General features: G+C 62.0%; 23 protein-coding genes and 4 tRNA genes. 7 read left to right on the top strand and 20 right to left on the bottom strand.

Annotated elements, in window-relative coordinates; all coding sequences use genetic code 11:
- Window positions 1-34 precede the first annotated feature (34 nt).
- The 10 genes from secF to pdxS form a co-directional block, all read right to left on the bottom strand.
- Window positions 35-1,024 carry a protein translocase subunit SecF gene (gene secF / locus SJY18_RS02865; RefSeq protein WP_337337923.1) on the bottom strand — a complete coding sequence of 330 codons (990 nt, stop codon included), beginning with the start codon at window positions 1,022-1,024 and terminating at the stop codon, window positions 35-37.
- Window positions 1,024-2,757, bottom strand: coding sequence for a protein translocase subunit SecD (gene secD / locus SJY18_RS02860; RefSeq protein WP_396668321.1), 1,734 nt, complete (start codon window positions 2,755-2,757; stop codon window positions 1,024-1,026). Before secD ends, secF begins: the two co-directional genes overlap by 1 nt.
- Before the next feature lie 39 nt (window positions 2,758-2,796).
- On the bottom strand, window positions 2,797-3,255 hold the full coding sequence (yajC, locus tag SJY18_RS02855) for a preprotein translocase subunit YajC (RefSeq protein ID WP_337337925.1): 459 nt from the start codon (window positions 3,253-3,255) through the stop codon (window positions 2,797-2,799).
- An 80-nt stretch (window positions 3,256-3,335) separates the two neighbouring features.
- Entirely contained in the window at window positions 3,336-4,364 is a 1,029-nt protein-coding gene (gene ruvB, locus SJY18_RS02850) for a Holliday junction branch migration DNA helicase RuvB (protein WP_396668320.1), read from the bottom strand.
- The gene (gene ruvA / locus SJY18_RS02845; RefSeq protein ID WP_396668319.1) at window positions 4,357-4,980 is read right to left on the bottom strand and encodes a Holliday junction branch migration protein RuvA; all 624 of its coding nucleotides are present in this window, start codon (window positions 4,978-4,980) and stop codon (window positions 4,357-4,359) included. Before ruvA ends, ruvB begins: the two co-directional genes overlap by 8 nt.
- 46 nt (window positions 4,981-5,026) lie before the next feature.
- Entirely contained in the window at window positions 5,027-5,602 is a 576-nt protein-coding gene (gene ruvC / locus SJY18_RS02840) for a crossover junction endodeoxyribonuclease RuvC (RefSeq protein WP_337337928.1), read from the bottom strand.
- Between the two features lie 56 nt (window positions 5,603-5,658).
- A complete protein-coding gene (locus SJY18_RS02835) occupies window positions 5,659-6,423 on the bottom strand; it encodes a YebC/PmpR family DNA-binding transcriptional regulator (protein WP_337337929.1) in 765 nt (254 codons plus the stop codon).
- 72 nt (window positions 6,424-6,495) lie between these two features.
- Entirely contained in the window at window positions 6,496-7,038 is a 543-nt protein-coding gene (locus tag SJY18_RS02830; protein WP_396668318.1) for a DUF1697 domain-containing protein, read from the bottom strand.
- Complete coding sequence (gene pdxT / locus SJY18_RS02825; protein ID WP_337337931.1) at window positions 7,035-7,631, bottom strand: pyridoxal 5'-phosphate synthase glutaminase subunit PdxT; 597 nt, start codon at window positions 7,629-7,631, stop codon at window positions 7,035-7,037. The genes SJY18_RS02830 and pdxT overlap by 4 nt, the downstream gene beginning before the upstream one ends.
- Window positions 7,632-7,635: 4 nt before the next feature.
- The gene (gene pdxS / locus SJY18_RS02820; protein WP_396668872.1) at window positions 7,636-8,571 is read right to left on the bottom strand and encodes a pyridoxal 5'-phosphate synthase lyase subunit PdxS; all 936 of its coding nucleotides are present in this window, start codon (window positions 8,569-8,571) and stop codon (window positions 7,636-7,638) included.
- A 56-nt stretch (window positions 8,572-8,627) separates the two neighbouring features.
- On the opposite strand from pdxS, the gene SJY18_RS02815 reads away from it, so the two are divergent.
- Both SJY18_RS02815 and pdxY read left to right on the top strand, forming a co-directional pair.
- Entirely contained in the window at window positions 8,628-9,971 is a 1,344-nt protein-coding gene (locus SJY18_RS02815; protein ID WP_396668317.1) for an aminotransferase class I/II-fold pyridoxal phosphate-dependent enzyme, read from the top strand.
- Between the two features lie 7 nt (window positions 9,972-9,978).
- Window positions 9,979-10,830 carry a pyridoxal kinase PdxY gene (pdxY, locus tag SJY18_RS02810; protein WP_337337934.1) on the top strand — a complete coding sequence of 284 codons (852 nt, stop codon included), beginning with the start codon at window positions 9,979-9,981 and terminating at the stop codon, window positions 10,828-10,830.
- A 4-nt stretch (window positions 10,831-10,834) separates the two neighbouring features.
- Here pdxY and SJY18_RS02805 read toward each other — a convergent pair whose 3' ends face one another.
- The 5 genes from SJY18_RS02805 to SJY18_RS02785 all read right to left on the bottom strand — a co-directional run bounded on the left by SJY18_RS02805 (window position 10,835) and on the right by SJY18_RS02785 (window position 13,927).
- Entirely contained in the window at window positions 10,835-11,401 is a 567-nt protein-coding gene (locus SJY18_RS02805; protein WP_396668316.1) for an HIT family protein, read from the bottom strand.
- Window positions 11,398-13,407, bottom strand: coding sequence for a threonine--tRNA ligase (gene thrS / locus SJY18_RS02800; RefSeq protein ID WP_396668315.1), 2,010 nt, complete (start codon window positions 13,405-13,407; stop codon window positions 11,398-11,400). Before thrS ends, SJY18_RS02805 begins: the two co-directional genes overlap by 4 nt.
- 224 nt (window positions 13,408-13,631) lie before the next feature.
- Window positions 13,632-13,703, bottom strand: a tRNA-Val gene (locus SJY18_RS02795).
- 26 nt (window positions 13,704-13,729) lie between these two features.
- Window positions 13,730-13,800 (bottom strand) — tRNA-Cys (locus tag SJY18_RS02790).
- A 55-nt stretch (window positions 13,801-13,855) separates the two neighbouring features.
- Window positions 13,856-13,927 (bottom strand) — tRNA-Gly (locus SJY18_RS02785).
- Between the two features lie 153 nt (window positions 13,928-14,080).
- Between SJY18_RS02785 and SJY18_RS02780 the strand changes: the two genes are divergently transcribed.
- A tRNA-Val gene (locus SJY18_RS02780) sits at window positions 14,081-14,156 on the top strand.
- Window positions 14,157-14,186: 30 nt separating this feature from the next.
- Here SJY18_RS02780 and SJY18_RS02775 read toward each other — a convergent pair.
- The 4 genes from SJY18_RS02775 to SJY18_RS02760 all read right to left on the bottom strand — a co-directional run bounded on the left by SJY18_RS02775 (window position 14,187) and on the right by SJY18_RS02760 (window position 18,484).
- Window positions 14,187-14,735 carry a type II toxin-antitoxin system PemK/MazF family toxin gene (locus SJY18_RS02775; protein ID WP_396668314.1) on the bottom strand — a complete coding sequence of 183 codons (549 nt, stop codon included), beginning with the start codon at window positions 14,733-14,735 and terminating at the stop codon, window positions 14,187-14,189.
- Between the two features lie 80 nt (window positions 14,736-14,815).
- Window positions 14,816-16,039, bottom strand: coding sequence for an ammonium transporter (locus SJY18_RS02770; RefSeq protein WP_337337937.1), 1,224 nt, complete (start codon window positions 16,037-16,039; stop codon window positions 14,816-14,818).
- 213 nt (window positions 16,040-16,252) lie between these two features.
- Window positions 16,253-17,278: a cell division protein ZapE gene (zapE, locus tag SJY18_RS02765; protein ID WP_396668313.1), complete on the bottom strand. Its 1,026-nt coding sequence runs from the start codon at window positions 17,276-17,278 to the stop codon at window positions 16,253-16,255.
- A gap of 12 nt (window positions 17,279-17,290) precedes the next feature.
- Window positions 17,291-18,484: an alpha/beta hydrolase family protein gene (locus SJY18_RS02760; RefSeq protein ID WP_396668312.1), complete on the bottom strand. Its 1,194-nt coding sequence runs from the start codon at window positions 18,482-18,484 to the stop codon at window positions 17,291-17,293.
- Window positions 18,485-18,509: 25 nt separating this feature from the next.
- On the opposite strand from SJY18_RS02760, the gene SJY18_RS02755 reads away from it, so the two are divergent.
- From SJY18_RS02755 to SJY18_RS02740, 4 genes are all read left to right on the top strand, one after another.
- Window positions 18,510-19,100 (top strand): DUF3000 domain-containing protein, encoded by a 591-nt coding sequence (locus tag SJY18_RS02755; RefSeq protein ID WP_337337940.1) that lies wholly within the window; start codon window positions 18,510-18,512, stop codon window positions 19,098-19,100.
- The gene (locus SJY18_RS02750) at window positions 19,093-20,292 is read left to right on the top strand and encodes a ribonuclease D (RefSeq protein ID WP_337337941.1); all 1,200 of its coding nucleotides are present in this window, start codon (window positions 19,093-19,095) and stop codon (window positions 20,290-20,292) included. The genes SJY18_RS02755 and SJY18_RS02750 overlap by 8 nt, the downstream gene beginning before the upstream one ends.
- A 73-nt stretch (window positions 20,293-20,365) precedes the next feature.
- Window positions 20,366-21,571: a thiolase family protein gene (locus SJY18_RS02745; RefSeq protein ID WP_337337942.1), complete on the top strand. Its 1,206-nt coding sequence runs from the start codon at window positions 20,366-20,368 to the stop codon at window positions 21,569-21,571.
- Window positions 21,572-21,582: 11 nt separating this feature from the next.
- Window positions 21,583-23,730 carry a 3-hydroxyacyl-CoA dehydrogenase NAD-binding domain-containing protein gene (locus tag SJY18_RS02740; RefSeq protein WP_337338412.1) on the top strand — a complete coding sequence of 716 codons (2,148 nt, stop codon included), beginning with the start codon at window positions 21,583-21,585 and terminating at the stop codon, window positions 23,728-23,730.
- Between the two features lie 67 nt (window positions 23,731-23,797).
- On the opposite strand, the gene dxs is transcribed toward SJY18_RS02740, so the two are convergent.
- Window positions 23,798-25,723, bottom strand: a complete 1,926-nt coding sequence (gene dxs / locus SJY18_RS02735) for a 1-deoxy-D-xylulose-5-phosphate synthase (protein WP_337337943.1) — start codon at window positions 25,721-25,723, stop codon at window positions 23,798-23,800.
- Window positions 25,724-25,741: the final 18 nt, after the last annotated feature.

Genomic DNA, 25,741 nt, shown 5'->3' with positions numbered 1-25,741 from the left:
CCACAATCCTATGCCCGCCCGCGGGCGGAGAACTTCATGCTGAAGTGACGGCTAGCTCCCGTGCGGCGACGATGCGTGCATCGCGTTCTTTGAGCGCGGGCTCATTCTCGCGGAACAACGAATACAGCGGCGCAGCGACGAAGAGCGTGGAGTACGCCGCGACGATCGTGCCGACGAAGATCGACAGCGACAGGTCGGTGAGTGTTTCGGCACCAAGCCAGAGCGCACCGATGAACAGAATTGCCCCGGTCGGCAAGATCGCGACAACCGTGGTGTTGATGGAGCGGATCAGCGTCTGGTTCACGGCGAGGTTCACTGATTCGCCGAATGTGCGGCCAGACACTTCACCGTCTTCGCTGGTATTCTCGCGAATCTTGTCGAAGACAACGGTTGTGTCATACAAGGCATACGACAAGATCGTCAGGAAGCCGATGACGGCGGCGGGCGAGATCTCGAAGCCAAACAGCGCGTACACGCCGATGGTGATGACTAGCACGTCAACCAGGCCGATGATCGCCGAGACTGACATTTTCCAGGTGCGAAAGTACAGTGCCAATATGGCGAAGGTCAGTGCGAGGAAGATGGCCAGACCCCAGAGAGACTGGCGCGTCACGTCGGCGCCCCAGCTAGGCCCGATGAACGAGTAGCTCACTTCTGCAAGAGGGACGTCGTAAGCGGTAGCGAGCGCGTCGCTCACTTCGCTGCTGTCATCTGCGGTCAGCTGGTCGGTCTGAACACGCACCGCATCTTCACCGATCACGACAACCTTGGTGGTCGCGTCGGGTACGACAGAGCGCACGGCGTCGGTGGCCAGCTGCTGGTCGGGGGTGGCGACGCTGTTTACCGTGAACTGCGATCCGCCCGTGAACTCGATGGAGAACTGAATCGGTCGGAACAGCGGCACCAGGGCGGCCGCGATCACAAGGATTGCCGCGATCATAAACCACAGTCGGCGTCGCCCAACGAAGGGGAATGACGCTTTGCCGGTGTAGAGATCATTACCGAGCTGACCCATGGAACGCATCAGTTGCCTCCCTCATTGCCGGTCGTGCCGGGTTTGGTCTTGTTTGACGCTGCCGCGAGTTCCGCTTGCTTGCGTTCTGCGATGGTCTGCCTGCGAACTGCCTCACCGCGTGATTTAGAGGCGCGCTTGCCTGCCGGCGTGGTCGCTGACGCCGCCGCCGGTTCGCGGAATTGCGCTCGCCCGCGATAGACGGCTCCCAGAGCAGTCGGATCGAGGCCTGAGAGTGGATGGCCGCCACCGAAGAACCTGGTGCGAGCAAGCAGCTGCATCACCGGGTGCGTGAACATGATGAAGATGAACACGTCGATAGCGGTGGTGAGTCCGAGAGTGAACGCGAACCCCTTGACGGTCGAATCGGCGAGCAGATACAGAACGACGGCTGCGAGCACGTTGATCGATTTGGAGATGTAGATGGTGCGCTTTGCGCGACCCCAGCCGTCTTCTACAGCCGCGGTGATCGACTTGCCATCTCGTAGCTCATCTCGAATGCGTTCGAAGTAGACGATGAACGAGTCAGCGGTGAAGCCGATCGTCACGATCAAACCAGCGACGCCGGCGAGCGAGAGGCGGAAGCCAATTCGCCACGCAAGGATCGCCAGCGCGAGATAGGTCAGGATTCCCATCACCACGAGAGAGGCGATGATCACTGCGCCGAGCGCGCGGTAGACGATCAGCGAGTAGATGGCCACCAGAACGAGGCCGATAAGCCCGGCGATGAGGCCGATCTGCAGCTGCTGCGACCCGAGCGTGGCAGAGATCGTGTCGGAGCTCACGACCACGAAGCTCAGCGGCAGCGCACCGTACTTCAACTGGTCTGCGAGAATCTGAGCCGTTTCTTGCGTAAAGCTTCCGGTGATGCTGGGCTTGCCGTCGAGAATGACGCCATTCATCGATGGGGCCGAGAGTACGGTGCCGTCCAAGACGAAGGCGAATTGATTGAGCGGCGCTTCTGCGCCGTAGAGGCGCTGACTGATCTCGCCGAAGGTTTGAGTGCCCTCGCTGTCGAAGGTCAGATTGACCGACCACAGTCCGTTGGTCTGCTGTAGCCCGAACGTAGCGTCATCGATCGATGACCCGTCCAGTTCGACCGGACCGAGGATGTACTTGTAGAGGCCGTCCACGTCACAGGTGATCAGGGGCTCATCGACAGGTTCAGATGCGGGGTCGTTGCTGGGGTCAGCGCAGTCGTAGGCGAGGAACTCGGCCTGCAGTGCGGGCGTGATCCAGTTCAGGTCGCTGCCGCTGGTCGGCGCCACGGTCGGCGTTGCTTCGAGCGTGGGATCTGGTGTCGGGAACGGCGTCTCAAGCCCGTCTTCGCCGACGTAGCTGGTCACCGGTTGGCCGGTGTAGAGCACCGCGCGCAGCTGAAGCTGCGCCGATGCTTCGATGCGTGCACGGGTTTCGTCGTCGGCTTGACCCGGAATCTGCACCACAATCTGGTTCCCAGACTGCGTGGTCACATCGGCCTCGCCCACACCCGAGGCGTCAACGCGCTGGCGGATGATCGTCACCGCCTGCTGCATCTGCTCGGACGACGGATCAGCACCGTCTTCGGTCTGCGCTTCCAGGACGATCTGCGTTCCGCCCTGCAGGTCAAGCGCCAGCTCTGGTGTCCAGGAGCTCTCTTCGAACCCCCATACACCGAGGGCATTGATGCCGAAGAGCACGGCAATTGTTACGAGAAGGCCGGTCAGCGCACGCCAGGCATGCCGGACAGGAGTAGAAGTCGCCACGAGGGTCAGCTTTCTGCAGGTACCCCGAAGGGCGTTCGGTCAGGCCTGGGGCTTGGTTCCGGCGTCGGAGTCCGGCTCGCTTGAGTCGCGCACCGTTCCTGTCGCGTCGTCAGCGGCCAGATCGATTCGTTCGTGGGAGCCGTCAGCGTAGCCTGCGACCGTCTCGTCGACCTCGACGAGCTGATCGTCGTCATCGTCGGCCTCTTCGAGATCTGACACCACGCGCAGGATGGCCTGGCTGTGCACCTCGATCTGCACTCCGGGCGCAATCTCCACGACTGCAGGCTGGTCGAGGTTGTCGGGATCAAACGCGACGATTGTGCCGTAGAGACCACCCTGCAAGAGCACCTTTGCGCCAGGAATTGTCTGGCGAGCCTTCTGTTCCTGTTCGGTCTTCTGCTTCTGCATACGGCGACGCGAGCTCCAGAACATGAAGACGAGCAACGCACCCAAGAGAAGAATCAGGCCGTACTGGTTGAAGAATGTCGCGAGATCCATGGAGGAGGGAGCGCCTTTCGGGTCAGACACGCGCCGGGCGGCACTGCCAAAGTAATCGGGGCAAGAGATGCCCTCAGCGATTATAGGTCATTGAAGCGCAGCACCGATTCGGGACTGGGCAGGCCAAGGTGCTCGTAGGCCTCTGGCATGGCGATGCGGCCTCGAGGTGTGCGCCCGATAAAGCCGATGCGCACGAGATACGGTTCCACCACTGATTCGATGGTTTCGCCCTCTTCTCCCACCGCGACCGCGAGGGTACTGAGGCCGACCGGGCCGCCGCGGAACCGGCGAACAAGGCTGTCGAGCACAGCGCGGTCGAGCCGGTCGAGGCCGATCGAGTCAACGTCGTACAGATCGAGCGCTGCGTCGACGATGCCCATGGTTGCTCCCTGGTCTGAGCCATGAACGATCACGTAGTCGCGTACTCGGCGCAGCAGCCGGTTGGAGATTCGCGGTGTGCCACGTGACCTCTTCGCAATCTCTGCGCGGGCCGCTGGAGGAAGCTGAACATCGAGCATCACGGCGGATCGTTCGATCACGCGTTCGAGCTCGCCGGGTTCGTAGTACTCAAGATGCGCGGTGAAACCGAAGCGGTCGCGAAGTGGATTCGGCAGCAGTCCCGACCGTGTCGTAGCGCCGACGAGCGTGAAGGGCGAAAGGTCAAGCGGAATGCTGGTTGCGCCCGCGCCCTTGCCCACCATGATGTCGATGCGAAAATCTTCCATCGCGAGATAGAGCATCTCTTCGGCCGAGCGCGCCATGCGATGGATCTCGTCGATGAACAGGACCTCTCCCGGTGTGAGGCTAGACAGCAGCGCGGCGAGATCGCCGGCGTGTTGGATGGCCGGTCCGCTCGACAAGCGAAGAGGGCGATCGCTTTCGTGAGCAACGATCATCGCCAGGGTGGTCTTGCCTAGCCCAGGCGGGCCAGAGAGCAGAATGTGATCGGCGGGGCGCTGCTGAATCTTCGCGGCATCCAACAGCAACTGAAGCTGCCCGCGCACCTTCTGCTGGCCGACAAACTCAGCGAGCGACTGCGGGCGCAACGCACCCTCAACAGCGAGTTCGACCTCATCTTCGGGTTCGGCGGTGTCTCGAAGGTCATCCATGCACGGCCTCCTTCCGGCTCGGGCCGAGCTGAGCGAGGGTCAGACGCAGCAGAGCGGGCACCGACTGCTGGTCGGCTGAGTCGGCATCCACCATCACACCCTCGAGGGCTTCAATGGCAATACGCTCGCTCCACCCGAGACCGATCAGCGCCTGCACAACCTGTGGGGTGATCTGTGCCCGGCCGGTCGTGGTGCCCGCTGACGCGGTCGGGTTCGACACAGTGACCTTGCCCGCGAGCTGAACCACAATGAGCTTTGCTGTCTTCGGACCGATGCCAGAGACGCGCCGAAAAGGAGCGTCGTCGTCAGCAGAAACAGCATCGGCGATTTGGGCGACCGACAGCGTCGCCAAGACGCCGAGGGCAGACTTTGGGCCTACTCCCGTCACGCCAAGCAGCAGCGTGAACACGGCAAGATCGTCGCGGGTATCGAAGCCGAAGAGTGAGAGGGAATCCTCTCGCACGATCAAGGTTGTGTGCAGTGCGATCTGGTCGCCGGTATGAGTCTGTCGTGCAAGCTGCGCGGTCACCGCGACGGAAAGGCCGACCCCGCCGACCTCGATCACCACGGCGTCAGACTCGACGTGCACCACGGTGCCACGAAGCGAAGAGATCATGAACCGAGCCTACGGAGGAGTTAGGACATTTGTTCGAGCGACACGCTTATCGCTTGGCCGAGCGTTCGGCATCTGCCCATGCCTGTTGCGCGGGGGTGAGTGATTGCGCGGTTGCGCTCGGCCCCGCCGACCGCCATGCGTGGCACAGTGCGAGCGCGAGGGCGTCGGCGGCATCTGCGGGCTGAGGAAGAGCATCGAGGCGCAGAACACGCGCGACCATGGCCTGCACTTGGCGCTTGTCGGCAGCGCCGTACCCCGTGATCGCTGCCTTCACCTCGGTAGGGGTGTGGGTCGCCGCGCGCAGTCCACGCTCCCCCGCGACCAGAAGCGCGATGCCACTCGCTTGAGCGGTTCCGATCACGCTTTCACGGTTGTGCTGTGCGAAGACACGCTCAACCGCGATCACCTGGGGTGAATGAGCGTCAACGATCCCTCGCAGTCCGGCCGCGATCGTCGCCAAGCGTTGCTCGATGGGGGCGTTCGCGTCTGATCGGATCACGCCGACGTGCACGAGTGTTGCTGAGCGATCGCGCGAGACATCCACAACTCCGACTCCGCATCGCGTCAGACCTGGGTCGACGCCGAGCACTCGAAGGGTTCCCTTGCCTGGCGTTGTTCTCACGCCCTCACGCTACGTGACCTCGGCTAGCAGGGCCGCAAGGCGCGCACCAGTGAGGCCTACTCGTCGTGATCGGTTTCGAGTTCTGCCTGCACCTCGGCGGTCAGATCGAAGTTGCTGAACACGTTCTGCACGTCGTCGCTGTCTTCGAGCGAGTCGATGAGCCGAAAGACCTTTCGTGCGGTGTCAGCGTCGATCTCGACTTTGAGGTTGGGAACGAACTCGACGTCTGCCGACTCGTAGTCGATTCCTGCTGCTTGCAGCGCGCTGCGCACTGCGACAAGATCTGTCGCCTCAGTAATGATCTCGAATCCCTGGGCGTGAGGCTCGACGTCATCAGCGCCAGCTTCGAGAGCGACGAGCATCACCTCGTCTTCGGTGGTGCCGTCTTTCGACACGACGATCACACCTTTGCGCGAGAAGTTGTAGGCAACGCTGCCGGGGTCGGCCAGGGTGGCGCCGTTGCGGCTGAGCGCCGTGCGCACCTCTGCAGCAGCGCGGTTTTTGTTGTCGGTGAGGCACTCGATCATCAAAGCCACGCCGTTGGGTCCGTAGCCTTCGTAGACGATCGACGTGTACTCGACAGCTTCACCGCCGATTCCGGCGCCACGCTTTACGGCACGGTCGATGTTGTCGTTGGGAACCGAGGTCTTCTTGGCCTTCTGAATCGCGTCATAAAGCGTCGGGTTGCCAGCGAGATCGGCGCCGCCCATCTTGGCCGCTACTTCGATGTTCTTGATCAGCTTGGCGAACGACTTGGCACGGCGGCTGTCGATGATCGCCTTCTTGTGCTTGGTCGTCGCCCACTTGGAATGCCCGGACATTGTGCTCCTGAAATCGCTTGCCGACGGGTCTGTCGTCGGCGACCCATTCTAAGACAGGCTAGGCGATGACGCTCAGCCGACCACTTTTCGCATGGTTCGCAGGTTGCGGTTCGTCGTGCGCGTGCGGAACGTCGGCTTCGCCAGCAGCTTCGCAAACGGCGTGTCGGTCGAACGGCCCTTGGCGGGGTTCCAATACACGACGTCGCCGCCGCTGGCCACCGGATCGGTCGCAGCATCCATCTGCACACTCATGCCCACCAGCTCATCGCGCGTGGCGTTGTCGACACAGAAAATCACCCATGGCTGGCGCTGCGCATCAGTCTCGTCGTAGGGAAAGTCGCTGATGGCGACGGCTGCCTCATCGCGCGTGACGAGCACGATCCACGCGTCATAGTCGAACGTTTCACGGAGGGCGGCTTCAATACGAGACTTGAGAACTGCGCGTTCATTTACCGATTCGGATGCTGAGAATGTCACATTTCCGCTCGCGAGCACCGTGCGCACATCGCCGAATCCGAGTTCGACAAACATCTCTGCGAGGGCGGCGTTGCGGATTGTGACCCCGCCGACATTCACCCCGCGCAACAGTGCGACCCACGCCGTGGCACTCGTCATGCGGCTGCCTCCACACGATCGAGGAACAGCCGGTGAAACCGGTACTCCCCCGTGACCTCGGGGTGAAACGCTGTCGCCAACAGATTTCCCTGTCGCACCGCAACGACTCGTCCGTCTTGAAGCTGAGCGATGCGCTCGACTCCGGCTCCTGCTTCTTCGACGAGCGGTGCTCGAATAAACACCGCGCGAACGGGATCGCCGCCGAGCACGGGCACGTCAAGATCAACCTCAAACGAATCGACCTGGCTGCCGAATGCGTTTCGACGAACCTGCACATTGAGGCCGCCGAACGTTTGCTGGCCATCGATGCCATCGCTGATCGAGTCGGCAAGCATGATGAGACCGGCGCAGGTGCCATACATGGGCATACCGGCGGCGATCGCGGCTCTGATGGGTTCGCGCATTCCAAAGATGCGTGACAGCTTGTCAATGACGCTCGATTCGCCTCCGGGAATCACTAGCCCGTTCACGCTGTCAAGTTCATCGGGGCGGCGCACCAGGGTGACGTCTGCGCCGATGTCCGTGAGCGCGCGAGCGTGCTCACGGACATCGCCCTGCAACGCGAGCACGCCGACTTTGGGGCGTGTCGACACTCCGCTACCAGCCGCGCTCGGCGAGGCGGTGGGGTGCGGGCAGGTCCGAGACGTTGATACCCACCATTGCTTCGCCCAGGCCCCGCGATGCCTCGGCGATCACCTTGGCATCGTCGAAGAATGTGGTTGCCTTGACGATGGCGGCTGCGCGTTCTGCAGGATTGCCTGATTTGAAGATTCCAGACCCAACAAACACGCCGTCAGCACCCATCTGCATCATCATCGCGGCGTCTGCGGGTGTTGCGACGCCGCCAGCCACGAAGAGGACGACCGGAAGCTTGCCCGTCTCGGCGACTTCGGCGACAAGTTCGTAGGGAGCCTGCAGATCTTTGGCTGCGACGTAGAGCTCATCCTTCGTCATCGAACGGAGCATGTTGATCTCGCCGGTGATCTTGCGGATGTGCTTCGTCGCTTCCGACACATCGCCGGTGCCCGCCTCGCCCTTCGAGCGGATCATCGCGGCACCTTCGTTGATGCGGCGAAGCGCTTCTCCGAGGTTCGTCGCGCCGCACACGAATGGCACGGTGTAGCCCCACTTGTCGATGTGATTGACGTAGTCGGCGGGTGAGAGCACTTCAGATTCGTCGATGTAGTCGACGCCGAGCTCCTGCAAGATCTGGGCTTCAACGAAGTGCCCGATGCGAGCCTTTGCCATCACCGGAATCGACACCGAGTCGATGATGCTGTCGATCATGTCGGGATCGCTCATGCGCGAAACGCCGCCCTGCGCGCGGATGTCTGCGGGAACGCGTTCGAGAGCCATGACCGCGACTGCGCCAGCATCTTCCGCGATCTTTGCCTGCTCTGCGGTGACGACATCCATGATGACGCCCCCTTTGAGCATCTCTGCGAGACCGCGCTTGACACGGTTGGATCCGGTTGAGGTTGCAGTGGTCACAGGGTTTCCTTCGGGACGGCGCGGCGTCGGGTGCTCCGCGATCGGGGTTATTGGCCTAGGCCAAAACATAGCACGCACTAGGCCGTACACTTCGAACCATGAACCACGACGTCGCGGCGCGCATCACAGGGAGCTCAGCGATCGAGATCGCCGACAGCGTGCGTGCGCTCACAGAGCGCGGGGCTTTCTTTCCCGGCGACACACTGCCTTCAGTACGCGCCCTTGCCCAAGAGCTTGGTGTGAATCGCAACACCGTGATCGCCGCCTACCGGCAATTGGCACAGAGCGGTCTCGTAGAGTCCCGAGGGCGCGCGGGCACCCGAATCACCGACCGAGCTCCGGTCGCACAAGAAGGCTTCGCGTCAGGGACCGTCTTGCGCGACATCGGCACCGGAAATCCCGATCCTGCGCTCATTCCCGATCTCTCCGCAGCACTCGCCGGTCTTGCGGGCAGGCCGGTGCTCTACGGCGAGCCAGTCATCGACCCTGACCTTGAGCGCTGGGCGCTGCCGTGGATGTCAGAAGCTGTCGGTGAGGCAAAGCCGATGCGGTTGACGATCACGGGCGGCGCGATCGATGCCCTGGAGCGCCTGCTCGCGCAAGCACTTCATCGTGATGATGCAGTGGCCCTCGAAGACCCCTGCTTCTTGTCAAGCCTTCACACCGTGCGATTGGGCGGCTACCGTGCAGTGCCCGTCGCCGTCGACGACGAGGGCATGACGGTCGCCGGTCTGCGTGCAGCTCTCGACGACGGGGTTCGAGCGGTCGTATGCACGCCCCGAGCTCAGAACCCGACCGGAACAAGCCTCACTGCTGAACGCGCGTCAGCGCTTCGCGAAGTGCTGGCCGAGCATCCCTACGTATTGATCATCGAAGACGACCATTTTTCAATGCTCTCGACGCAGCCGTACCACTCGCTCGTCTCAGCGGAGCACCAGCGATGGTCGCTCGTGCGATCCGTGTCGAAGTTTCTCGGCCCCGACATGTGTCTGGCCATCACCGCATCCGACCCGTACACCGCAGCCCAACTGGCGAAGCGGCTAAGTCCCGGTACGACCTGGGTCAGTCACCTGCTGCAACGACTCGCCCACGCACTCGTGACGAGTGATGAGGCACTCGCGATGGTTCGCAGTGCAGCGCAGCACTACGCGGCACGCAACGCGGCCTTCGCCAACATGATGACGGCTCGGGGGGTGCCAGCATCTGCCGGCGACGGACTCAGCCTCTGGGTTGCGCTGCCCGTTCCCGCGCGCGATGTCTCTGACCAGCTGATGCGGCGGGGGTGGTTGGCGCGCACAGGCGACGAGTTCGTGCTGGCGGATGCGGCGGCCAGACGACGCTTGCGGCTCACGGTGCACGACTTGACCGATGATGACGCCGAGCGCCTCGCGACAGACATCGCTGAGTCGATCACCGCGGTGACGGCGCGAAAAGTGGGATGATCGAACGGTGAAAATCCTCTCGATCCAGTCAGCCGTCGCCTACGGTCACGTCGGAAACTCAGCGGCGGTGTTCCCGTTGCAGCGTATTGGCGTTGAGGTGATGCCCGTCTATACCGTCAACTTCTCCAATCACACCGGATACGGACAATGGCGCGGCCCGATGATCAGCCCCGATGACGTGCGCGCTGTGATTACCGGCATTGAAGAGCGCGGCGTGTTCGAAGAGATCGATGTCGTGCTGTCGGGCTATCAGGGTGGCGAGGGCATCGCCGACGTGATCCTCGATGCGGTTTCTCGAGTCAAGCAGGCGAACCCCGAAGCGATCTATGCGTGTGATCCGGTGATGGGCAACGCGAAGTCTGGATGTTTCGTCGCCCCAGCCATCCCCGTGCTCCTGCGCGAGCGAGTAGTGCCCGCAGCTGACTTGATCACCCCGAATCAGTTCGAACTGGGGTACCTCACCGACACCGAGCCGGGCACGCTCGAGTCCACTCTGGCATCGGTCGATCTCGTCCGTGCACGCGGTCCTCGTGCTGTGCTGGTCACGAGCGTTGAGAGACCTGATCAGCCCGCCGACACTATCGAGATGCTTGCCGTTGATGAAAGTGGAGCGTGGATTGTGCAAACCCCGCGGCTGCCCTTGAAAGCGAACGGCTCCGGAGACGTTACGGCAGCCCTCTTCACCGCCCACTATGCGCGTACGAAGAGCGCATCAGACGCGCTTGCGCGCACAGTATCGAGTGTCTACGACCTGCTGGCTCGCACGCATGAGTCGGGCCAGCGCGAACTACAGCTCATCGAGTCGCAGGAGTTCTATGCCGATCCGCGCATGCAGTTCGAAGTGCAACAGGTGCGCTGAGCTCTCAGTCGTTCCACGCGGCGGCGACGGCCTCGCGCACGTCGCCGAGCAGTTGCGGTAGAGCTTTGGTCTTGGCGATGATCGGAAAGAAGTTCGCATCCGTAGCCCATCGCGGCACAATGTGCTGATGGAGGTGCTCATCAACCCCGGCGCCTGCGACGCTGCCCTGATTCATGCCGATGTTGAATCCGTCACACCGCGCTACCTTCCGAAGCACGTTCATCCCGCGCTGAGTGAGCGCGCCGATCTCGGCGACCTCTTCGGGCGTGGCCTGGTCGTAGGTGGCGATATGTCGGTACGGGCACACCAGTAGATGACCCGAGTTGTAGGGGAACAGGTTGAGTAGCACATACGCGGTCTCGCCGCGATGCACGATCAAGCCGTTCTCGTCGCTCTTGTCTGGTGCCGCGCAGAACGGACACTCCTTGCGGAGCACTTCTGGCCCGGCCTGAATGTAGGCCATGCGATGAGGTGTCCATAGCCGTTGGAACTCATCCGGCACACCCGCAAACTCCGCGGCATCCCGAATACCCTCGCCATCCGGTGTCGATTGTTCAGCGCCTTGGGTCACGCGAAATCCTCGGCGGTGTTGATCAGCGTCTTCGCATCGATGACCTCGTTGATGAGACGCACCGCATCAGCAATCGGCACGGCGTTCCGTTGTGTTCCGTCGCGGAAGCGGAATGAGACGGTACCGCCCACGCGGTCTTGCTCACCGGCGATCAGCATGAGCGGAACCTTCTGCGTGGTGTGAGTGCGAATCTTCTTCTGCATGCGGTCGTCGCTGTGATCGAGCTCAGCGCGCACGCCGCCCGTCTTGAGCGTCTCGACGACTTCTTGCAGATAGTCGGCGTACTCGTCGGCAACGGGAATTGCGACGACCTGGGTGGGGGCGAGCCACACCGGGAAGGCGCCAGCGTAGTGCTCGAGCAGGATCGCAAAGAAGCGCTCTACAGACCCGAACAACGCGCGGTGGATCATGATCGGGCGCTTCTTCTGGCCGTCACTGTCGGTGTACTCGAGGTCGAAACGCTCGGGCAGATTCGGGTCGACTTGAACGGTCGACAGCTGCCACGTGCGCCCGATGGCGTCTTTGGTCTTCAGGTCGATCTTCGGACCATAGAAAGCAGCTTCACCGGGAACCTCGGTGAGCTTCAGGCCGCTTGCAAGTGCCACATTGCGGAGAGCATTCGTGGAGTAGTCCCAGAACTCCTCGGTGCCGATCCACTTCTCTTTCTCTTCGTCGCGCATCGAGAGCTCGAGTTCGAAGTCGCTGAGGCCGAAGTCACGCAACATCGAAATGACGAACTCAAGCACACGCGCTGTCTCTGATTCAAGCTGCTCCGGGGTGACGAAGAGGTGTGAATCGTCCTGTGTGAAGCCACGCACGCGGGTGAGTCCGTGCAGAGCGCCAGAGAGCTCGTTGCGGTAAACGGTGCCGTTCTCGGCTAGCCGCATGGGCAGGTCACGGTAGCTTCGCGCACGCTCCTTGAAGATCAGAATGTGCATCGGGCAGTTCATCGGTTTGAGGTAGTAGTCCACCCCGACTTTGGTGATTGCGCCGTCGGCATCGCGCTCTTCATCCATATGGATGGGAGGGAACATCCCTTCCCGGTAAGTCACCAGGTGGTTCGAGGTGAGAAACAGATCTTCCTTGGAGATATGGGGGGTGTACACGTAGGTGTAGCCGCCCTCGATGTGCCTGCGGCGCGCATGCTGCTCCATCTCGCCGCGAATGATTCCGCCGCGCGGGTGCCACACCGATAGGCCAGAGCCGATCTCTTCGGGGAACGAGAACAGGTCGAGTTCTTTGCCGAGCTTGCGGTGGTCGCGCTTGGCTGCCTCTTCCAGCCGCTGCTGGTAGGCGCGCAGTTCGTCTTTGGTGGGCCATGCCGTGCCGTAGATGCGCTGCAGCTGGGGATTCTTCTCGCTGCCGCGCCAATATGCGCCCGCCGTGCGTGTGAGCGCCCAGCCGTTGCCAATCATGCGCGTGCTCGGCACGTGTGGTCCGCGGCAGAGATCCTTCCAGATCGTCTCGCCGGCGCGGTTCACGTTGTCATAGATTGTGAGCTCTGAGCCGCCCACCTCGACGTTCGCTCCTTCGGCCGCTTCTTTCGAGCCGCCCTTGAGTCCGATCAGTTCGAGCTTGAAGGGTTCGTGAGCAAGCTCCGCGCGTGCCTCGTCGTCGGTGACCACGCGACGGGTGAATCGTTGCGCTTCGCGCACGATGCGCTGCATCTCTTTGTCGATGGCCTTCACATCTTCGGGGGTGAAGGGCTGCTCGACGTCGAAGTCGTAGTAGAAGCCATCGGTGATGGGCGGACCGATACCGAGCTTGGCTTGCGGCTTGATGCGCTGCACGGCCTGGGCCAGCACATGCGCCGTTGAGTGGCGCAGGATGCTGAGGCCATCGGGAGTATCGATGGCAACCGGCTCTACTTCGTCTGTTGCTTCGACCGTCGCGGCGAGGTCTCTGAGCTCACCGTTGACGCGCATTGCGACGATAGAACGGTCAGGGAACAGGGCGAAACCATCCGCGGGGTAAGAAACATCAGCAGGAAGGGCGACGTCAGTCACAGGAGTTCTCCAAGGTAATTCGCGATAAAGGCCGCTCAGCTTCGGACACCGACTGTGTCCCGCCCGCTCAGGCCCGCGGTGTTCGCATGCGCGCACCCTGCACGACATCACGCGTGATAGCTGGGCACAACTTCATGGGTCCGATTCTAGTGGCGTGGCGTCCGTGGTGCCTGTCAGCCTCCGTTAAACACAAAAACCCCTGACGAATCAGGGGTTTTCTGCTGTGCGCGATACTGGGATCGAACCAGTGACCTCTTCCGTGTCAGGGAAGCGCGCTACCGCTGCGCCAATCGCGCCTATACAGGCTTTTCAGTTAGAAGCGAGGTGGCGACGGGATTCGAACCCGTGTAAACGGCTTTGCAGGCCGGTGCCTAGCCGCTCGGCCACGCCACCGTGTGGTTTGACCCCACGTGCTGTGATCTCTCCTAGGAGAAAATCTCTACACTCGAGCGGATGACGAGATTCGAACTCGCGACCCTAACCTTGGCAAGGTTATGCGCTACCACTGCGCCACATCCGCATTTTGCACCCTGATTCTCACCCGGGCACTTGGAAAACTTTAGCCCACAAATGCCCGTGCGCAAAACCAGGTGCACTCCGCGCGTGTCTGGCGTCGCGGTTCGGTCAACCCCGCAGCATCCGGTAGTATCGACTCCGGTCCTTTGGGGCTTTTGGGCGATTGGCGCAGTTGGTAGCGCGCTTCCTTCACACGGAAGAGGTCGTCGGTTCGAGTCCGGCATCGCCCACCAAAACGCTCCGCCTTGCGGGGCGTTTCGTGTTCACTCCCCCACCTGCCAGCCGTAACGCTTGCTCAGGGCATGGGCAACGCGCACGAATCTGTCGAGATCCAGTGCGGCGGCTTCTCGACGCATCCCAGCGTTGTGCACGCTGTACACCTGGTCGATGTCGACCCAGGAATCGCGTCCTTTGCTATCCCACGGCCCCGACCCGATGGGCAAATAATCGTGGTCGCCATCATGCGCGCGCGAGGTCAGCTTGACCACGAACACCCGGTTAGCACTCTGGCGGCCGATAACGAGCACTGGGCGATCTTTGCCTCGCCCGTCACGTTCTACGTAGGGAACCCAAGTCCAAACGATCTCGCCGGCGTCTGGGGCACCGTCGCGCGACGGTGCATAGGTGATTGTCAGCGCTTCGCGGCTGGGCACGTCGATCTCGATCGTCGCAGTCGACCCGCTTTGGGCGGGCCCCGCTTGATTGCTCTGAGTGGATGCCTGGCTGCGTGATCGAGATCGCGAAGGCGTCGAAGCGGCTGCGGACTGAAACAGGCGGCGCAGAGCGCGCATTACTCCGAGGCTTCTGCTCACAGCCCAACCCTAGCGAACACGGCGAAGGGCGCCACGGCCGAAGCCGGGACGCCCTTCGCTGTACGCGAGAGTTCGATCGATCAGACGCGCTCGTCGAGGAGGTAGCCCTCTTCGCCGTGCACGACGGTGTCGACGCCAGCGATCTCGTCTTCGTTCTTGATGCGGAAGCCGATGGTCTTGTTGATCGCGAAGCCGATGATGTAGGCAACAACGAACGAGTAGACCAGCACGCCAGCCGCGGCAACAACCTGAAGGATGAGCTGCTCTGTGCCGCCACCGAGGAACAGGCCGGTGTCGATTGCGAAGAAGCCGAGGTAGATCGTTCCGATGAGGCCACCGACAAGGTGGATGCCGACGACGTCGAGCGAGTCATCGAAGCCGAGCTTCCACTTGAGCTCGACGGCGAGTGCACAAACCGCACCAGCAACGACACCGAGTACGAGTGCCCAGCCGGGCGTCAGGTTGGCACATGCCGGGGTGATCGCAACAAGACCAGCAACTGCACCCGAGCCAGCGCCGACCGAGGTGGCCTTGCCGTCTTTGAGCTTCTCGACGACCAACCAGCCGAGGATTGCCGCAGCCGTCGCACCGAGGGTGTTGATGACGATCAGGCCGACAACGGTGTCTTCGGTCCCAAGGGCGCCCAGGCCCTCAGCGCCAGCGTTGAAGCCGAACCAGCCGAACCACAGCAGCGAAGCGCCGAGAAGTACGAGCGGCACGTTGTGGGGCTTCTGGATGCCCTTCTGGAAGCCAATGCGCTTTCCGAGGACGAGCGCCAGGGCGAGAGCTGCAGCACCCGCGTTGATGTGAACGGCGGTACCACCGGCGTAGTCAATGACTTCGGTGGAGAAGCCGAACGAGGTGCCGAGGTTGTAGATCCAGCCACCGCCCCAGACCCATGCGGCCACCGGGAAGTAGACGACCGTGGCGAAGATGCCAGCAAAGATCATCCATGCGCCGAACTTGGCGCGGTCTGCGATCGCACCCGAGATCAGGGCGACCGTGATGATCGCGAAGGTGGCACCGAAGAGTGCGCCTACGAGGTCATCGCTGCCGGCGCTTGCCAGACCGAAGTCTGAGAAGGGGTTGCCGGCGAAGCTCCAGGTGTCGGGGACTGCACTCATGTTGAATCCGTAGAGGATCCACAGCACGCTGATGAGGCCCATTGCACCGAAGCTCATCATCATCATGCTGACGACGCTCTTCGCCTTAACGAGGCCGCCGTAGAAGAACGCCACACCGGGTGTCATCAAAAGCACCAACGCCGACGCAGTGATCAACCACGCGAGATTTCCGCTATCCATCAAATTCCTCATCCATGTCGTTTACCCAAGGTCCTGCGGAAGCCACATAATCGGGTTGCGGTCTTCCAGGTACCCCTAGTGTTGCCAGCCGCGGTTACCAGCGTTGTGCTTGACGTGTTTCGGGTTTGTTACGCAACCCACGCTCAGGTAAACATCAGGTTTCCTCGCGGCGTGAGCGAACTTGGAGTTTTGTCCAGCGGCGTGGATTTCGGATCAAGCGAGAGTAGAAGCGACCAGACGTGAAATGGCTCTGAGGTACTTCTTGCGATACCCGCCTGCAAGCATTTCTTCGGGGAAGACGAGGTCCAAACTCACGCCCGTTGCGCGAATGGGAATCTGGGCATCGTAGACGCGGTCGATGAAGGCGACGAAGCGAAGTGCGGCGGATTGATCATCGAACGGATGCACATCGCGAAGCCCCACCACATCGACTGATTCGAGCAGTCGGATGTAGCGCGAAGGGTGAACGCGTGAGAGATGCGTGATCAACAGGTCGAAATCATCATCTGAAACGAGTGCATGATCGGCGGTTGACGCGATCGACGCGGCATAGCCTTCGGCATCGAGAACTTCGGCGTGCCCATCGACTGCCCGGTGGCGATAGTCGGTGCCGTCAATGCGAATGGTTTGAAAGCTTGCCGACATCGCGTGAATCTCGCGCAGAAAGTCCTGCGCAGCAAAGCGCCCCTCTCCCAGAGCGTTCGGGGGCGTGTTCGACGTCGCCGCGAGACGGGTGCCCGAAGCAACGAGTTCGCCGAGCAGTCTCGTCATAACCATGGTGTCGCCGGGATCGTCGAGCTCGAACTCATCAATACACAGCAGATCCGCGCCACGGAACAGTTCGACCGTGTTCTGGTATCCCATTGACCCGACCAGCGCGGTGTACTCGATGAATGAGCCGAAGTACTTTCTTCGCGCTGGCATCGCGTGATAAATAGCGGCCAACAGATGAGTCTTGCCGACTCCGAAGCCGCCGTCGAGGTAGACCCCGGGCTTCACCTCGGGGGCACGCTTGGCGCGGCGAAAGAACCCTGTCCGTTCGACCGTACGCGCGCCAGCGAAGAGCATCAGCAGATCTTTCGCTTCTTGTTGTGAGGCGAATTGCGCGTCAGCGCGGTACGACTCGAAGGTCGCGGCAGCGAACTGCGGCGGTGGCACGAGGGCCGCAACCATCTCTGCGCCGGAGAGTTCCGGCGACCGGTCTGTCAGTTGAATGGTGCCGGTCGCGGTCGTAGTCATCGTGCTACAACTCTACTTCGCGTGTCGGCTCAGCCATTCATTGATGCTCGACGTCCAGCGCTCTTGGTCGTAGTTCCACAGTTTTGTGTGCCGAGCAACGTCGAAAACCACCAAGTCGACAAGATCCGGGCGAAGGATCGCAAGATCGTGAGACGCATCAGACGGCACGAACCCGTCGTCGTCGCTGTGAAGAATCAGAATGGGATGCTGCAACTCCGAGGCCCGCGAGAGAATATCGAGCTTGTCGAACGGTATTGCTCCCCCGCTGCGTGTGATGGGAGAGGCCCACGGCGTCGAAAGCGCGCCGATCGCAAGATTGCTCACCGCAGTCGGCACGTTGAGCGCGGCGGACTGGTACTCGAGCACGAGTCGCCAGTCGACCACGGGCGACTCGAGAATCAGACCAATGATGTGTTCACGGTGCGCAGAGTTGAGCGACACTTGCAGCGCAATCGCGCCGCCCATCGACCACCCCATGAGCACAATTCGATTCGCGCCGCGGCGGCGCGCGAAGCCGATGGCGGCATCGACATCGCGCCATTCCGTTGCGCCAAGGGCGTAGGTGCCGGAGCGGCTTCGCGGCGCTTCGGAATCATTTCGATATGACACGAGCAAGCAGGAGATTCCGGCCGCAGCGAAAAGGGGGACGGCGCGCAGTCCCTCAGCGCGGGTGGTGCCGCGGCCATGAATCTGGATCACCCAGACGTCGCCGTCGCCGGCGGGGAACAGCCATGCCGGGCAGGGGCCGACCGACGTGCCGATGAGCTCTGGGGTGTAGGGAAGGTGCAGTTGATCGGGCGAGTCGAAGTACCAGCCGCTGAATGCAGCCCGCGGCTGGAGATGCGCGTCGGCGGCGATATGGGTGAGCAGCTTGCGAGTGACTTGCGTCTCTTCTTCGGCAAGCACGGAGCCGAGCTTGACGTAGGTTGCTGAACCGGTCGTGAAGAGACCGTAGCGGCCCGGCAGCTGCGTATCGGGCGTGCGCGCGAGCGTTATAGTCTGCGCCGCGGTATCGAGATCGAGAATTGTCGTATCAGGCACCCGTGCCGCAGGCGTCACCACCCGCCGTGCCATATGGATAGAGGCCACTGCCATCGCGGCGAGCACGCCGCTGAGAGCCATGCTGAGCACTGTCAGCGCGGCTCGGATTCCGGAAAGGAACGTGGGGGATGCGCGGCGCATCGCGGCGCGCCTGGAAGCGACCATCGAGGCATCAGCCTAGTCTGTCCGCGTGGCTGAGCAACGTTCTGGCGAAGGACCGTCGACGTTCGACGATGCGGCCGCGCAGGTTCGCTCGCTTTCATTCCGTGCAGATCTCAGTGTTCGAGAGATTGCTGCGCCCAGCGGATTGGCAACCGACGCACTCGCTATTGCGGGCGATGTGCGGCCCGAGACCGACGCCCTCGACTCGGCTTACGGCACCGGACGCCTCGTGCTTCTTCACGACGAGGAAGGCCCCTCTGCATGGAACGGCGCCTGGCGCATTGTCTGTTTTGCGCAGGCTCCGCTCGAAACGGATATCGGCATCGACCCGATGCTCGCCGACGTTGCGTGGGCATGGCTCACAGACGCACTCTCTTCCCGCGGGGCGGCGTTTCACTCCGAATCGGGCACGGCCACGAAGACACTGTCCAAAGGTTTCGGTTCACTCGCCGATGAAGGCGATGGGGCCCAGATCGAACTGCGCGCATCGTGGTCTCCCCAAGGTGAAGTGACGCCGCACGTGGAAGCATGGGCAGAATTGGTCTGCATGCTGGCGGGTCTGCCGCCGGGTTCTGAAGGGATAACGATGTTGGGATCGCGCAGGTTGCTCGGTGGCTGAGTATCACGTCATAAGCGACGCAGCGGGTCTCGTCGAGGCGTGTGATCTGCTCGCGGCGGGCAGCGGCCCGGTCGCTGTCGACGTCGAGCGCGCTTCGGGATTCCGGTATTCGCAGCGGGCGTACCTGATTCAGGTATACCGACGCGGCGCGGGAGTGTTTCTGTTTGATCCCCCGCCGATCGGCGACTTTGCGCCGTTGAAGCGCGCGATCGGGAGCGTGCTGTGGATTCTTCACGCCGCGAGCCAAGACCTCCCGTCATTGCGGGAACTCGACCTTGAGCCCGAAGAGATGTTTGACACCGAACTGGCAGCACGATTGCTTGGTCATGAGCGGGTTGGTCTCGGCGCGGTCGTTGAGCACACCCTCGGAATCACGCTGGCGAAGGCACACTCTGCGTCGGATTGGTCGACGAGACCGTTGCCGCAGTCGTGGCTGGAATACGCTGCGCTCGACGTTGAACATCTCGTTGACGTCTATGAGGCGCTGGCAGCCGAGCTGGTAGAACAAGACAAAACAGACTTCGCTGCCCAGGAATTCACGGCAGTGCTGCAGCGCCAGCCGAAACCGCCGCGGGATGACCCCTGGCGCCGCCTCAGTGGGCTGCACACGGTGCGCGGTCGAAAGGCATTGGCCGTTGCTCGTTCGCTGTGGACCGCACGTGAAGAATACGCTCGCGAACAAGACGTCTCGCCCGGACGCTTGGTACCCGATCGTGCATTGGTCGCGGCGATTAGAGCAAACCCGACCAGTAAGCAGGCACTCGCAGCGAACAAAGAATTCATGGGCCGCGCAAGCCGCACTCAGCTGGATCGCTGGTGGGCTGCGATCGAGGCGGGTCGTGCCGACGAGAACCCTCCTGCGGAACGGGCCGCTGGCGGCGACTCGCTGCCTCCTCCGCGCGCGTGGGTTGATCGCAACCCCGAAGCGGACGCCCGCCTTAAATGTGCGAGGCCAGCCGTCGAAGCGGTCGCAGAGGGCCTGAGCATGCCTACCGAGAATTTGCTGACGCCCGACACTCTTCGCAGAGTCGCGTGGTCGCCTCCGGAGGAGTTCAGCGCGGAAGCTATTGCGGAGTCGCTTCGCGCGCTCGGCGCACGCGAATGGCAGATTGACCACACTGCACAGACAATTGCGGATGCCTTTGTTGAATCCGTGCAACCAGTGCCAGAGGCTGAGTCACCTGTTTCGTAGGAATCCACTACGAGTTTCAGCACTAAACCGCGCTCGAACCTAGGCTGGCTGTATCCCAACTATTGGAGGCAGAGTGGCCGAGCTTTCGGACGTCTATTTCGTTGATGGAATGCGCACACCTTTTGGTCGTGCCGGCGAAAAGGGCATGTACTGGAATACCCGAGCGGACGATCTTGCCGTTAAGGCGACGATCGGGCTCATGGAGCGAAATGCTGAAGTTCCGGCAGATCGCATCGACGACGTGGCGATTGCCGCGACCTCACAGACCGGCGATCAGGGCCTGACACTTGGGCGTTCCGTCGCGTTGCTTGCGGGTCTGCCGCAGACCGTTCCCGGCTTCGCCATCGATCGCATGTGTGCCGGAGCGATGACAAGCGTGACGACGATGGGCGCTTCGATCGGCGTGGGGATGTACGACCTCGCCCTCGCTGGCGGTGTCGAGCACATGGGTCGTCACCCGCTGGATGGCAGCAACGTTGATCCCAACCCGCGCTTCGTGGCGGAGCAACTGGTCAGCGCCGATGCCCTGAACATGGGTATCACGGCTGAGCGACTGCACGATCGTTTCCCTCACATGACGAAGGAACGCGCCGACCGTTTCGGAATGCTCTCACAGCACAAGGTGCAGGCCGCATACGACGCGGGCAAGTTCCAGGATGACCTGGTCTCCGTCGCCATCAAGGATGCGTCCGGAGCGTGGGGCCTGGCATCTGAAGATGAAGGTCGTCGCCCTCAGACGACGATGGAAGGTCTCGCCGCGCTCAAGACCCCGTTTCGCCCCCACGGGCGTGTGACGGCTGGCACCTCGTCGCCGCTGACCGACGGTGCCACGATGAGCTTGCTCGCCGGTGGCGGAGCTGTCAAAGAGCTCGGCCTCAAGCCGAAGATGAAGCTGGTTTCATTCGCGTTCGCCGGAGTTCAGCCAGAGGTCATGGGTATCGGACCGATTCCCGCAACCGAAAAAGCGCTCAAGAAGGCAGGCCTCTCGATCACGGATATCGGCCTGTTCGAGTTGAATGAGGCATTCGCCATTCAGGTCATCTCGTTGCTCGACCACTTCGGAATCGACGACGAAGACCCGCGCGTGAACCAGTGGGGCGGCGCCATTGCGGTTGGCCACCCACTCGCTGCAACCGGAGTACGACTGATGATCCAGCTTGCGGCCCAGTTCGCCGAGCGCCCCGACGTCCGCTACGGACTGACTGCCATGTGCGTCGGCCTCGGACAGGGCGGCTCCGTTATCTGGGAGAACCCGAACTACAACGGCAAGAAGAAGTGAGCGGCGCAACGATGACCAATTACGCAGAGGTTGACTTTTCTCCGATTCTCGCCGACACCGACGACGAGGTGATCACGCACTCCCCCGTGCGAGACATTCGCCTCGCCTCCGGCAAGGTGCTCGCGCTCATCACGCTCGACAACGGACGCGACCACACTCGCCCGAACACGCTCGGGCCTGCGACGCTGCAAGAGCTGAACAACACGCTTGACGCGCTCAAGGTGCGCGCCGCGGCTGGTGAGATCAACGCCGTGGCCGTAACCGGTAAGCAGTACATTCTTGCCGCTGGCGCCGACCTGAGCGACATCAGCAAGGTGGGCTCGCGAGACAATGCCAAGATGGTTGCCCAGTTCGGCCACCACGTGCTCGGCAAGCTCGGCGATCTCGGGGTGCCTTCGTTCGCCTTCATCAATGGGCTGGCGCTCGGTGGCGGACTCGAGATCGCACTCAACTCGACCTATCGAACGGTGGACGCCTCGGCGGCCGCGATTGCATTGCCCGAGGTGTTCCTCGGGATCATTCCTGGTTGGGGCGGTGCGTATCTGCTGCCAAACCTGATCGGAATCGAGAATGCTCTTGAGGTCGTCATCTCGAACCCGCTGAAGCAGAACCGAATGCTCAAGCCGCAGCAGGCGTTTGAGTACGGCATCACAGATGCGATCTTCCCCGCGGCCAACTACCTTGAGAACTCGCTCTCATGGGCGGATGGTGTGCTCGCCGGCAAAATCAAGGTAGAGCGCAAGAACGAACCAGGAAAGATCGAGCGGCTCACCAAATGGCCGATCGCTATCAAGATGGCGCGCGGCATGCTCGAGTCGAAGATCGGTACCGTTCCGAAGTCACCGTATGCTGCACTCGAGCTGCTCGAAAAAGCTAAGTCGGGCACAAAGGCAGAAGGCTTTGCTCGCGAAGATGACGCACTCGCCGACCTCGTCGTCGGCGACCAGTTCGCAGCATCCATGTACGCCTTCGACCTCGTGCAGAAGCGCGCGAAGCGTCCAGTGGGGGCGCCCGACAAGTCGCTGGCGAAGAAGATCACCAAGGTGGGAGTCATCGGTGCTGGTCTGATGGCCAGCCAGTTTGCGCTGCTGTTCGTTCGTCGGCTGCAGGTTCCCGTGATTATCACTGACCTGGATCAGGCGCGTGTTGACAAGGGTGTGGCCTACATCCACGACGAGATCGGCAAGCTCGAGGCGAAGGGTCGGCTTGACTCCGACTCGGCGAACAAACTCCGCAGCCTCGTTAGCGGCACCACCGACAAATCACTCTACGCAGACTGCGACTTCGTAATCGAAGCCGTTTTTGAAGAGGTGGGCGTCAAGCAGCAGGTATTCGGCGAGATCGAGAAATTCATCGCCGACGATGCCATTCTGGCGACCAACACCTCGTCGCTGTCAGTGGAAGAGATCGGCTCAACTCTCGCTCACCCCGAGCGTCTGGTGGGCTTCCACTTCTTCAATCCGGTTGCCGTCATGCCGCTTATCGAGATTGTGAAGACGCCTCAGACCTCCGACGCTGCGCTCTCGACGGCTTTCGTCACTGCAAAGGGTCTTCGCAAGAACGCCGTGCTGACCGCTGATGCCCCCGGCTTCGTAGTGAATCGTCTGCTTGCCAAGGTGATGGGTGAAGCTGCTCGGGCGGTCTACGAGGGCACTCCCCTGCTCACGGTGGAGAAGGCCTTCGCTCCCATTGGGCTGCCGATGACGCCGTTCCAACTCATCGATCTTGTCGGGTGGAAGGTCGCCGCGCACGTCCAGGACACCATGGCGCATGCGTTCCCTGAGCGCTTCTTCGCCTCGGAGAACTTCCACAAGCTTGCGGAGCTTTCGGAAGTCGTCGACAAGGACAAAGCCGGACGGGTCACCGGCTGGAGCAAGTCAGCCGAAAAGGTACTCAAGGGTGCCGTGGGATCGACCCCCGCGACGGAAGCAGAGATTCTGCGCCGCGTGCAGGATGGACTTGCCCAGGAGATCAAGATCATGCTCGACGACAACGTCGTTGCAGCAGTCGAAGATATCGATCTGTGTTTGATTCTCGGCGCGGGCTGGCCGTTCATTGATGGTGGAGCTTCGCCATACCTCGACCGCGAAGGCGCATCCGAGCGTGTGTTCGGCGAGACCTTTCACACGCCGATGGTGAAGGGCATAGCCCACAGCTAGATCCTGATTGAAATATGGGTCAGTACTCTCGGACAGCAATCCGACAGTACTGACCCATATTCTCGTTTTAGGTCAGTGGCAGCTCAGCGCTTGCGGCCCGTGCAACCGGAATTCTGGTGCCCAGCACCTGCGCGATCACGTCTTGCGCGATCTTGGCGGGTGTGAGGCCAGCATCGTCGAGAATCTGCTCACGTGTGGCGTGGTCGATGAACTCATCTGGCACACCGAGTTCGTCTACGGCCGTATCGACTCCTGCCTCACGAAGAACCTGGCGCACGCGCGTGCCGATGCCCCCGACACGAATGCCGTCCTCGATCGTGATGACCAGCCGGTGGTTGGCTGCGAGTTCGATCAACGAAGCTTGAACGGGAATGACCCACCGCGGATCGACAACCGTTGCGCCGATTCCCTGGGCGCGCAGGCGCGCGGCGACGTCCATCGCGGTATGAGCCATCGGACCTATTCCCACTATCAGCACATCTTGGGCATCAGAGCGAGCGAGTACGTCAACGCCATCGTGCAGGCGTTCGATCGTCGGAATGTCGTTGCTCACCGTTCCCTTGGGAAAGCGAACCACAGTCGGTGCGTCGTTGACGGTCACGGCCTCGCGCAGCTCCTCCCGCAGCCGCTCAGCGTCGCGTGGCACCGCGATGCGAATGTGGGGCACGAGTTGAAGCATGGCGAGATCCCAGATGCCGTGGTGACTCGGGCCGTCGGGGCCGGTAACGCCAGCCCTGTCGAGCACAAACGTCACACCGGCTCGGTGCAGCGCGACATCCATCAGCACCTGGTCAAAGGCGCGATTCATGAAAGTGGCGTACATCGCCACCACCGGGTGCAGCCCACCGAATGCCAGACCCGCCGCCGATGCGACCGCGTGTTGCTCGGCGATACCCACATCGTACACACGGTCGGGGAACCGCTCCGCGAACGGCAGCAAGCCCGTCGGGCGAAGCATGGCAGCAGTCATCGCAATGACATCATGACGCTCGGTGCCCACAGCGAGAAGCTCGTCGGCGAAGACGTCGGTCCAGGCCTGGCTGGTGGATGCTCCGCCGACCGTCCGGCCCGTGATGGGATCGATCTTGCCGACAGCGTGAAACTGATCGGCATCGTCGTCGAGGGCAGGCTGGTAGCCGCGGCCCTTCTCGGTGATCGCATGAACGATGACCGGCGCACCGTAAGACTTCGCCAGCTCCAGAGTCTCGAGCAGCACGGGCAGGTCATGACCGTCGATCGGGCCGAGATACTTGATGTCGAGGTTCGAATAGAGCGCTTCGTTGTTGGTGAAGCGCGACAAGAATCCGTGTGTGCCACCTCTCACCCCACGGTAAACGGCACGCGCCGCAGGGCCGAGTGTGTGGAACAGGCTGTCAGAGCCGCGACGCAAGTTGCGATAGGTATCGGCCGTGCGTACGCGGTTGAGGTATCGCGCCATTCCCCCGATTGTCGGTGCGTAAGAGCGGCCGTTGTCGTTGACGACGATGACCAGATTGCGGTCGTTGTCGTCGGAGATGTTGTTCAGCGCTTCCCAGGTCATTCCACCGGTGAGCGATCCATCGCCCACAACGGTGACGACGTGTCGGTCCTTGCGCCCGGTTCGCACAAACGCACGAGAAACGCCATCAGCCCAACTCAGCGAGCTCGAGGCGTGCGATGACTCGACGACATCGTGTGGGCTCTCAGACCGCTGCGGGTACCCCGCCAGGCCGCCGCGCGAACGCAGCCCGGAGAAGTCCTGGCGACCGGTAAGCAGCTTGTGCACGTACGACTGGTGGCCGGTATCGAAGATGAATGGATCTTGCGGCGAGTCGAAGACCCGATGAAGTGCAATGGTGAGCTCAACCACGCCGAGATTGGGACCCAGGTGTCCGCCGGTGCGCGCCACGTTCTCGACGAGGAACTCTCGCACCTCGGAAGCAAGCTGTGACAGCTGTTCGGTCGACAACGAGTCAAGATCACGCGGCCCATGGATGGACGACAGCAACGACATCCTGGCTCCTCTCTTGGC

Source organism: Microbacterium sp. R86528, assembly GCF_044596335.1.
GTDB classification, from domain to species: Bacteria; Actinomycetota; Actinomycetes; order Actinomycetales; family Microbacteriaceae; genus Microbacterium; species Microbacterium marmarense.
The sequence above is the reverse complement of the archived record's forward strand: the minus strand, read 5'-3'. Positions and strand labels throughout refer to the sequence as shown.

Excerpts from the sequence above, each read along its gene's own strand:
- secF (WP_337337923.1), bottom strand. The coding sequence starts at position 1,024 with ATGCGTTCCATGGGTCAGCTCGGTAATGATCTCTACACCGGCAAAGCG.
- yajC (WP_337337925.1), bottom strand. The coding sequence starts at position 3,255 with ATGGATCTCGCGACATTCTTCAACCAGTACGGCCTGATTCTTCTCTTG.
- ruvB (WP_396668320.1), bottom strand. The coding sequence starts at position 4,364 with ATGGATGACCTTCGAGACACCGCCGAACCCGAAGATGAGGTCGAACTC.
- ruvA (WP_396668319.1), bottom strand. The coding sequence starts at position 4,980 with ATGATCTCTTCGCTTCGTGGCACCGTGGTGCACGTCGAGTCTGACGCC.
- SJY18_RS02835 (WP_337337929.1), bottom strand. The coding sequence starts at position 6,423 with ATGTCCGGGCATTCCAAGTGGGCGACGACCAAGCACAAGAAGGCGATC.
- SJY18_RS02830 (WP_396668318.1), bottom strand. The coding sequence starts at position 7,038 with ATGACGAGTGCCACGGCGTGGGTCGCACTGTTGCGCGGGGTGAATGTC.
- SJY18_RS02815 (WP_396668317.1), top strand. The coding sequence starts at position 8,628 with ATGAACCACGACGTCGCGGCGCGCATCACAGGGAGCTCAGCGATCGAG.
- SJY18_RS02770 (WP_337337937.1), bottom strand. The coding sequence starts at position 16,039 with ATGGATAGCGGAAATCTCGCGTGGTTGATCACTGCGTCGGCGTTGGTG.
- zapE (WP_396668313.1), bottom strand. The coding sequence starts at position 17,278 with ATGACTACGACCGCGACCGGCACCATTCAACTGACAGACCGGTCGCCG.
- SJY18_RS02760 (WP_396668312.1), bottom strand. The coding sequence starts at position 18,484 with ATGGTCGCTTCCAGGCGCGCCGCGATGCGCCGCGCATCCCCCACGTTC.
- SJY18_RS02740 (WP_337338412.1), top strand. The coding sequence starts at position 21,583 with ATGACCAATTACGCAGAGGTTGACTTTTCTCCGATTCTCGCCGACACC.
- dxs (WP_337337943.1), bottom strand. The coding sequence starts at position 25,723 with ATGTCGTTGCTGTCGTCCATCCATGGGCCGCGTGATCTTGACTCGTTG.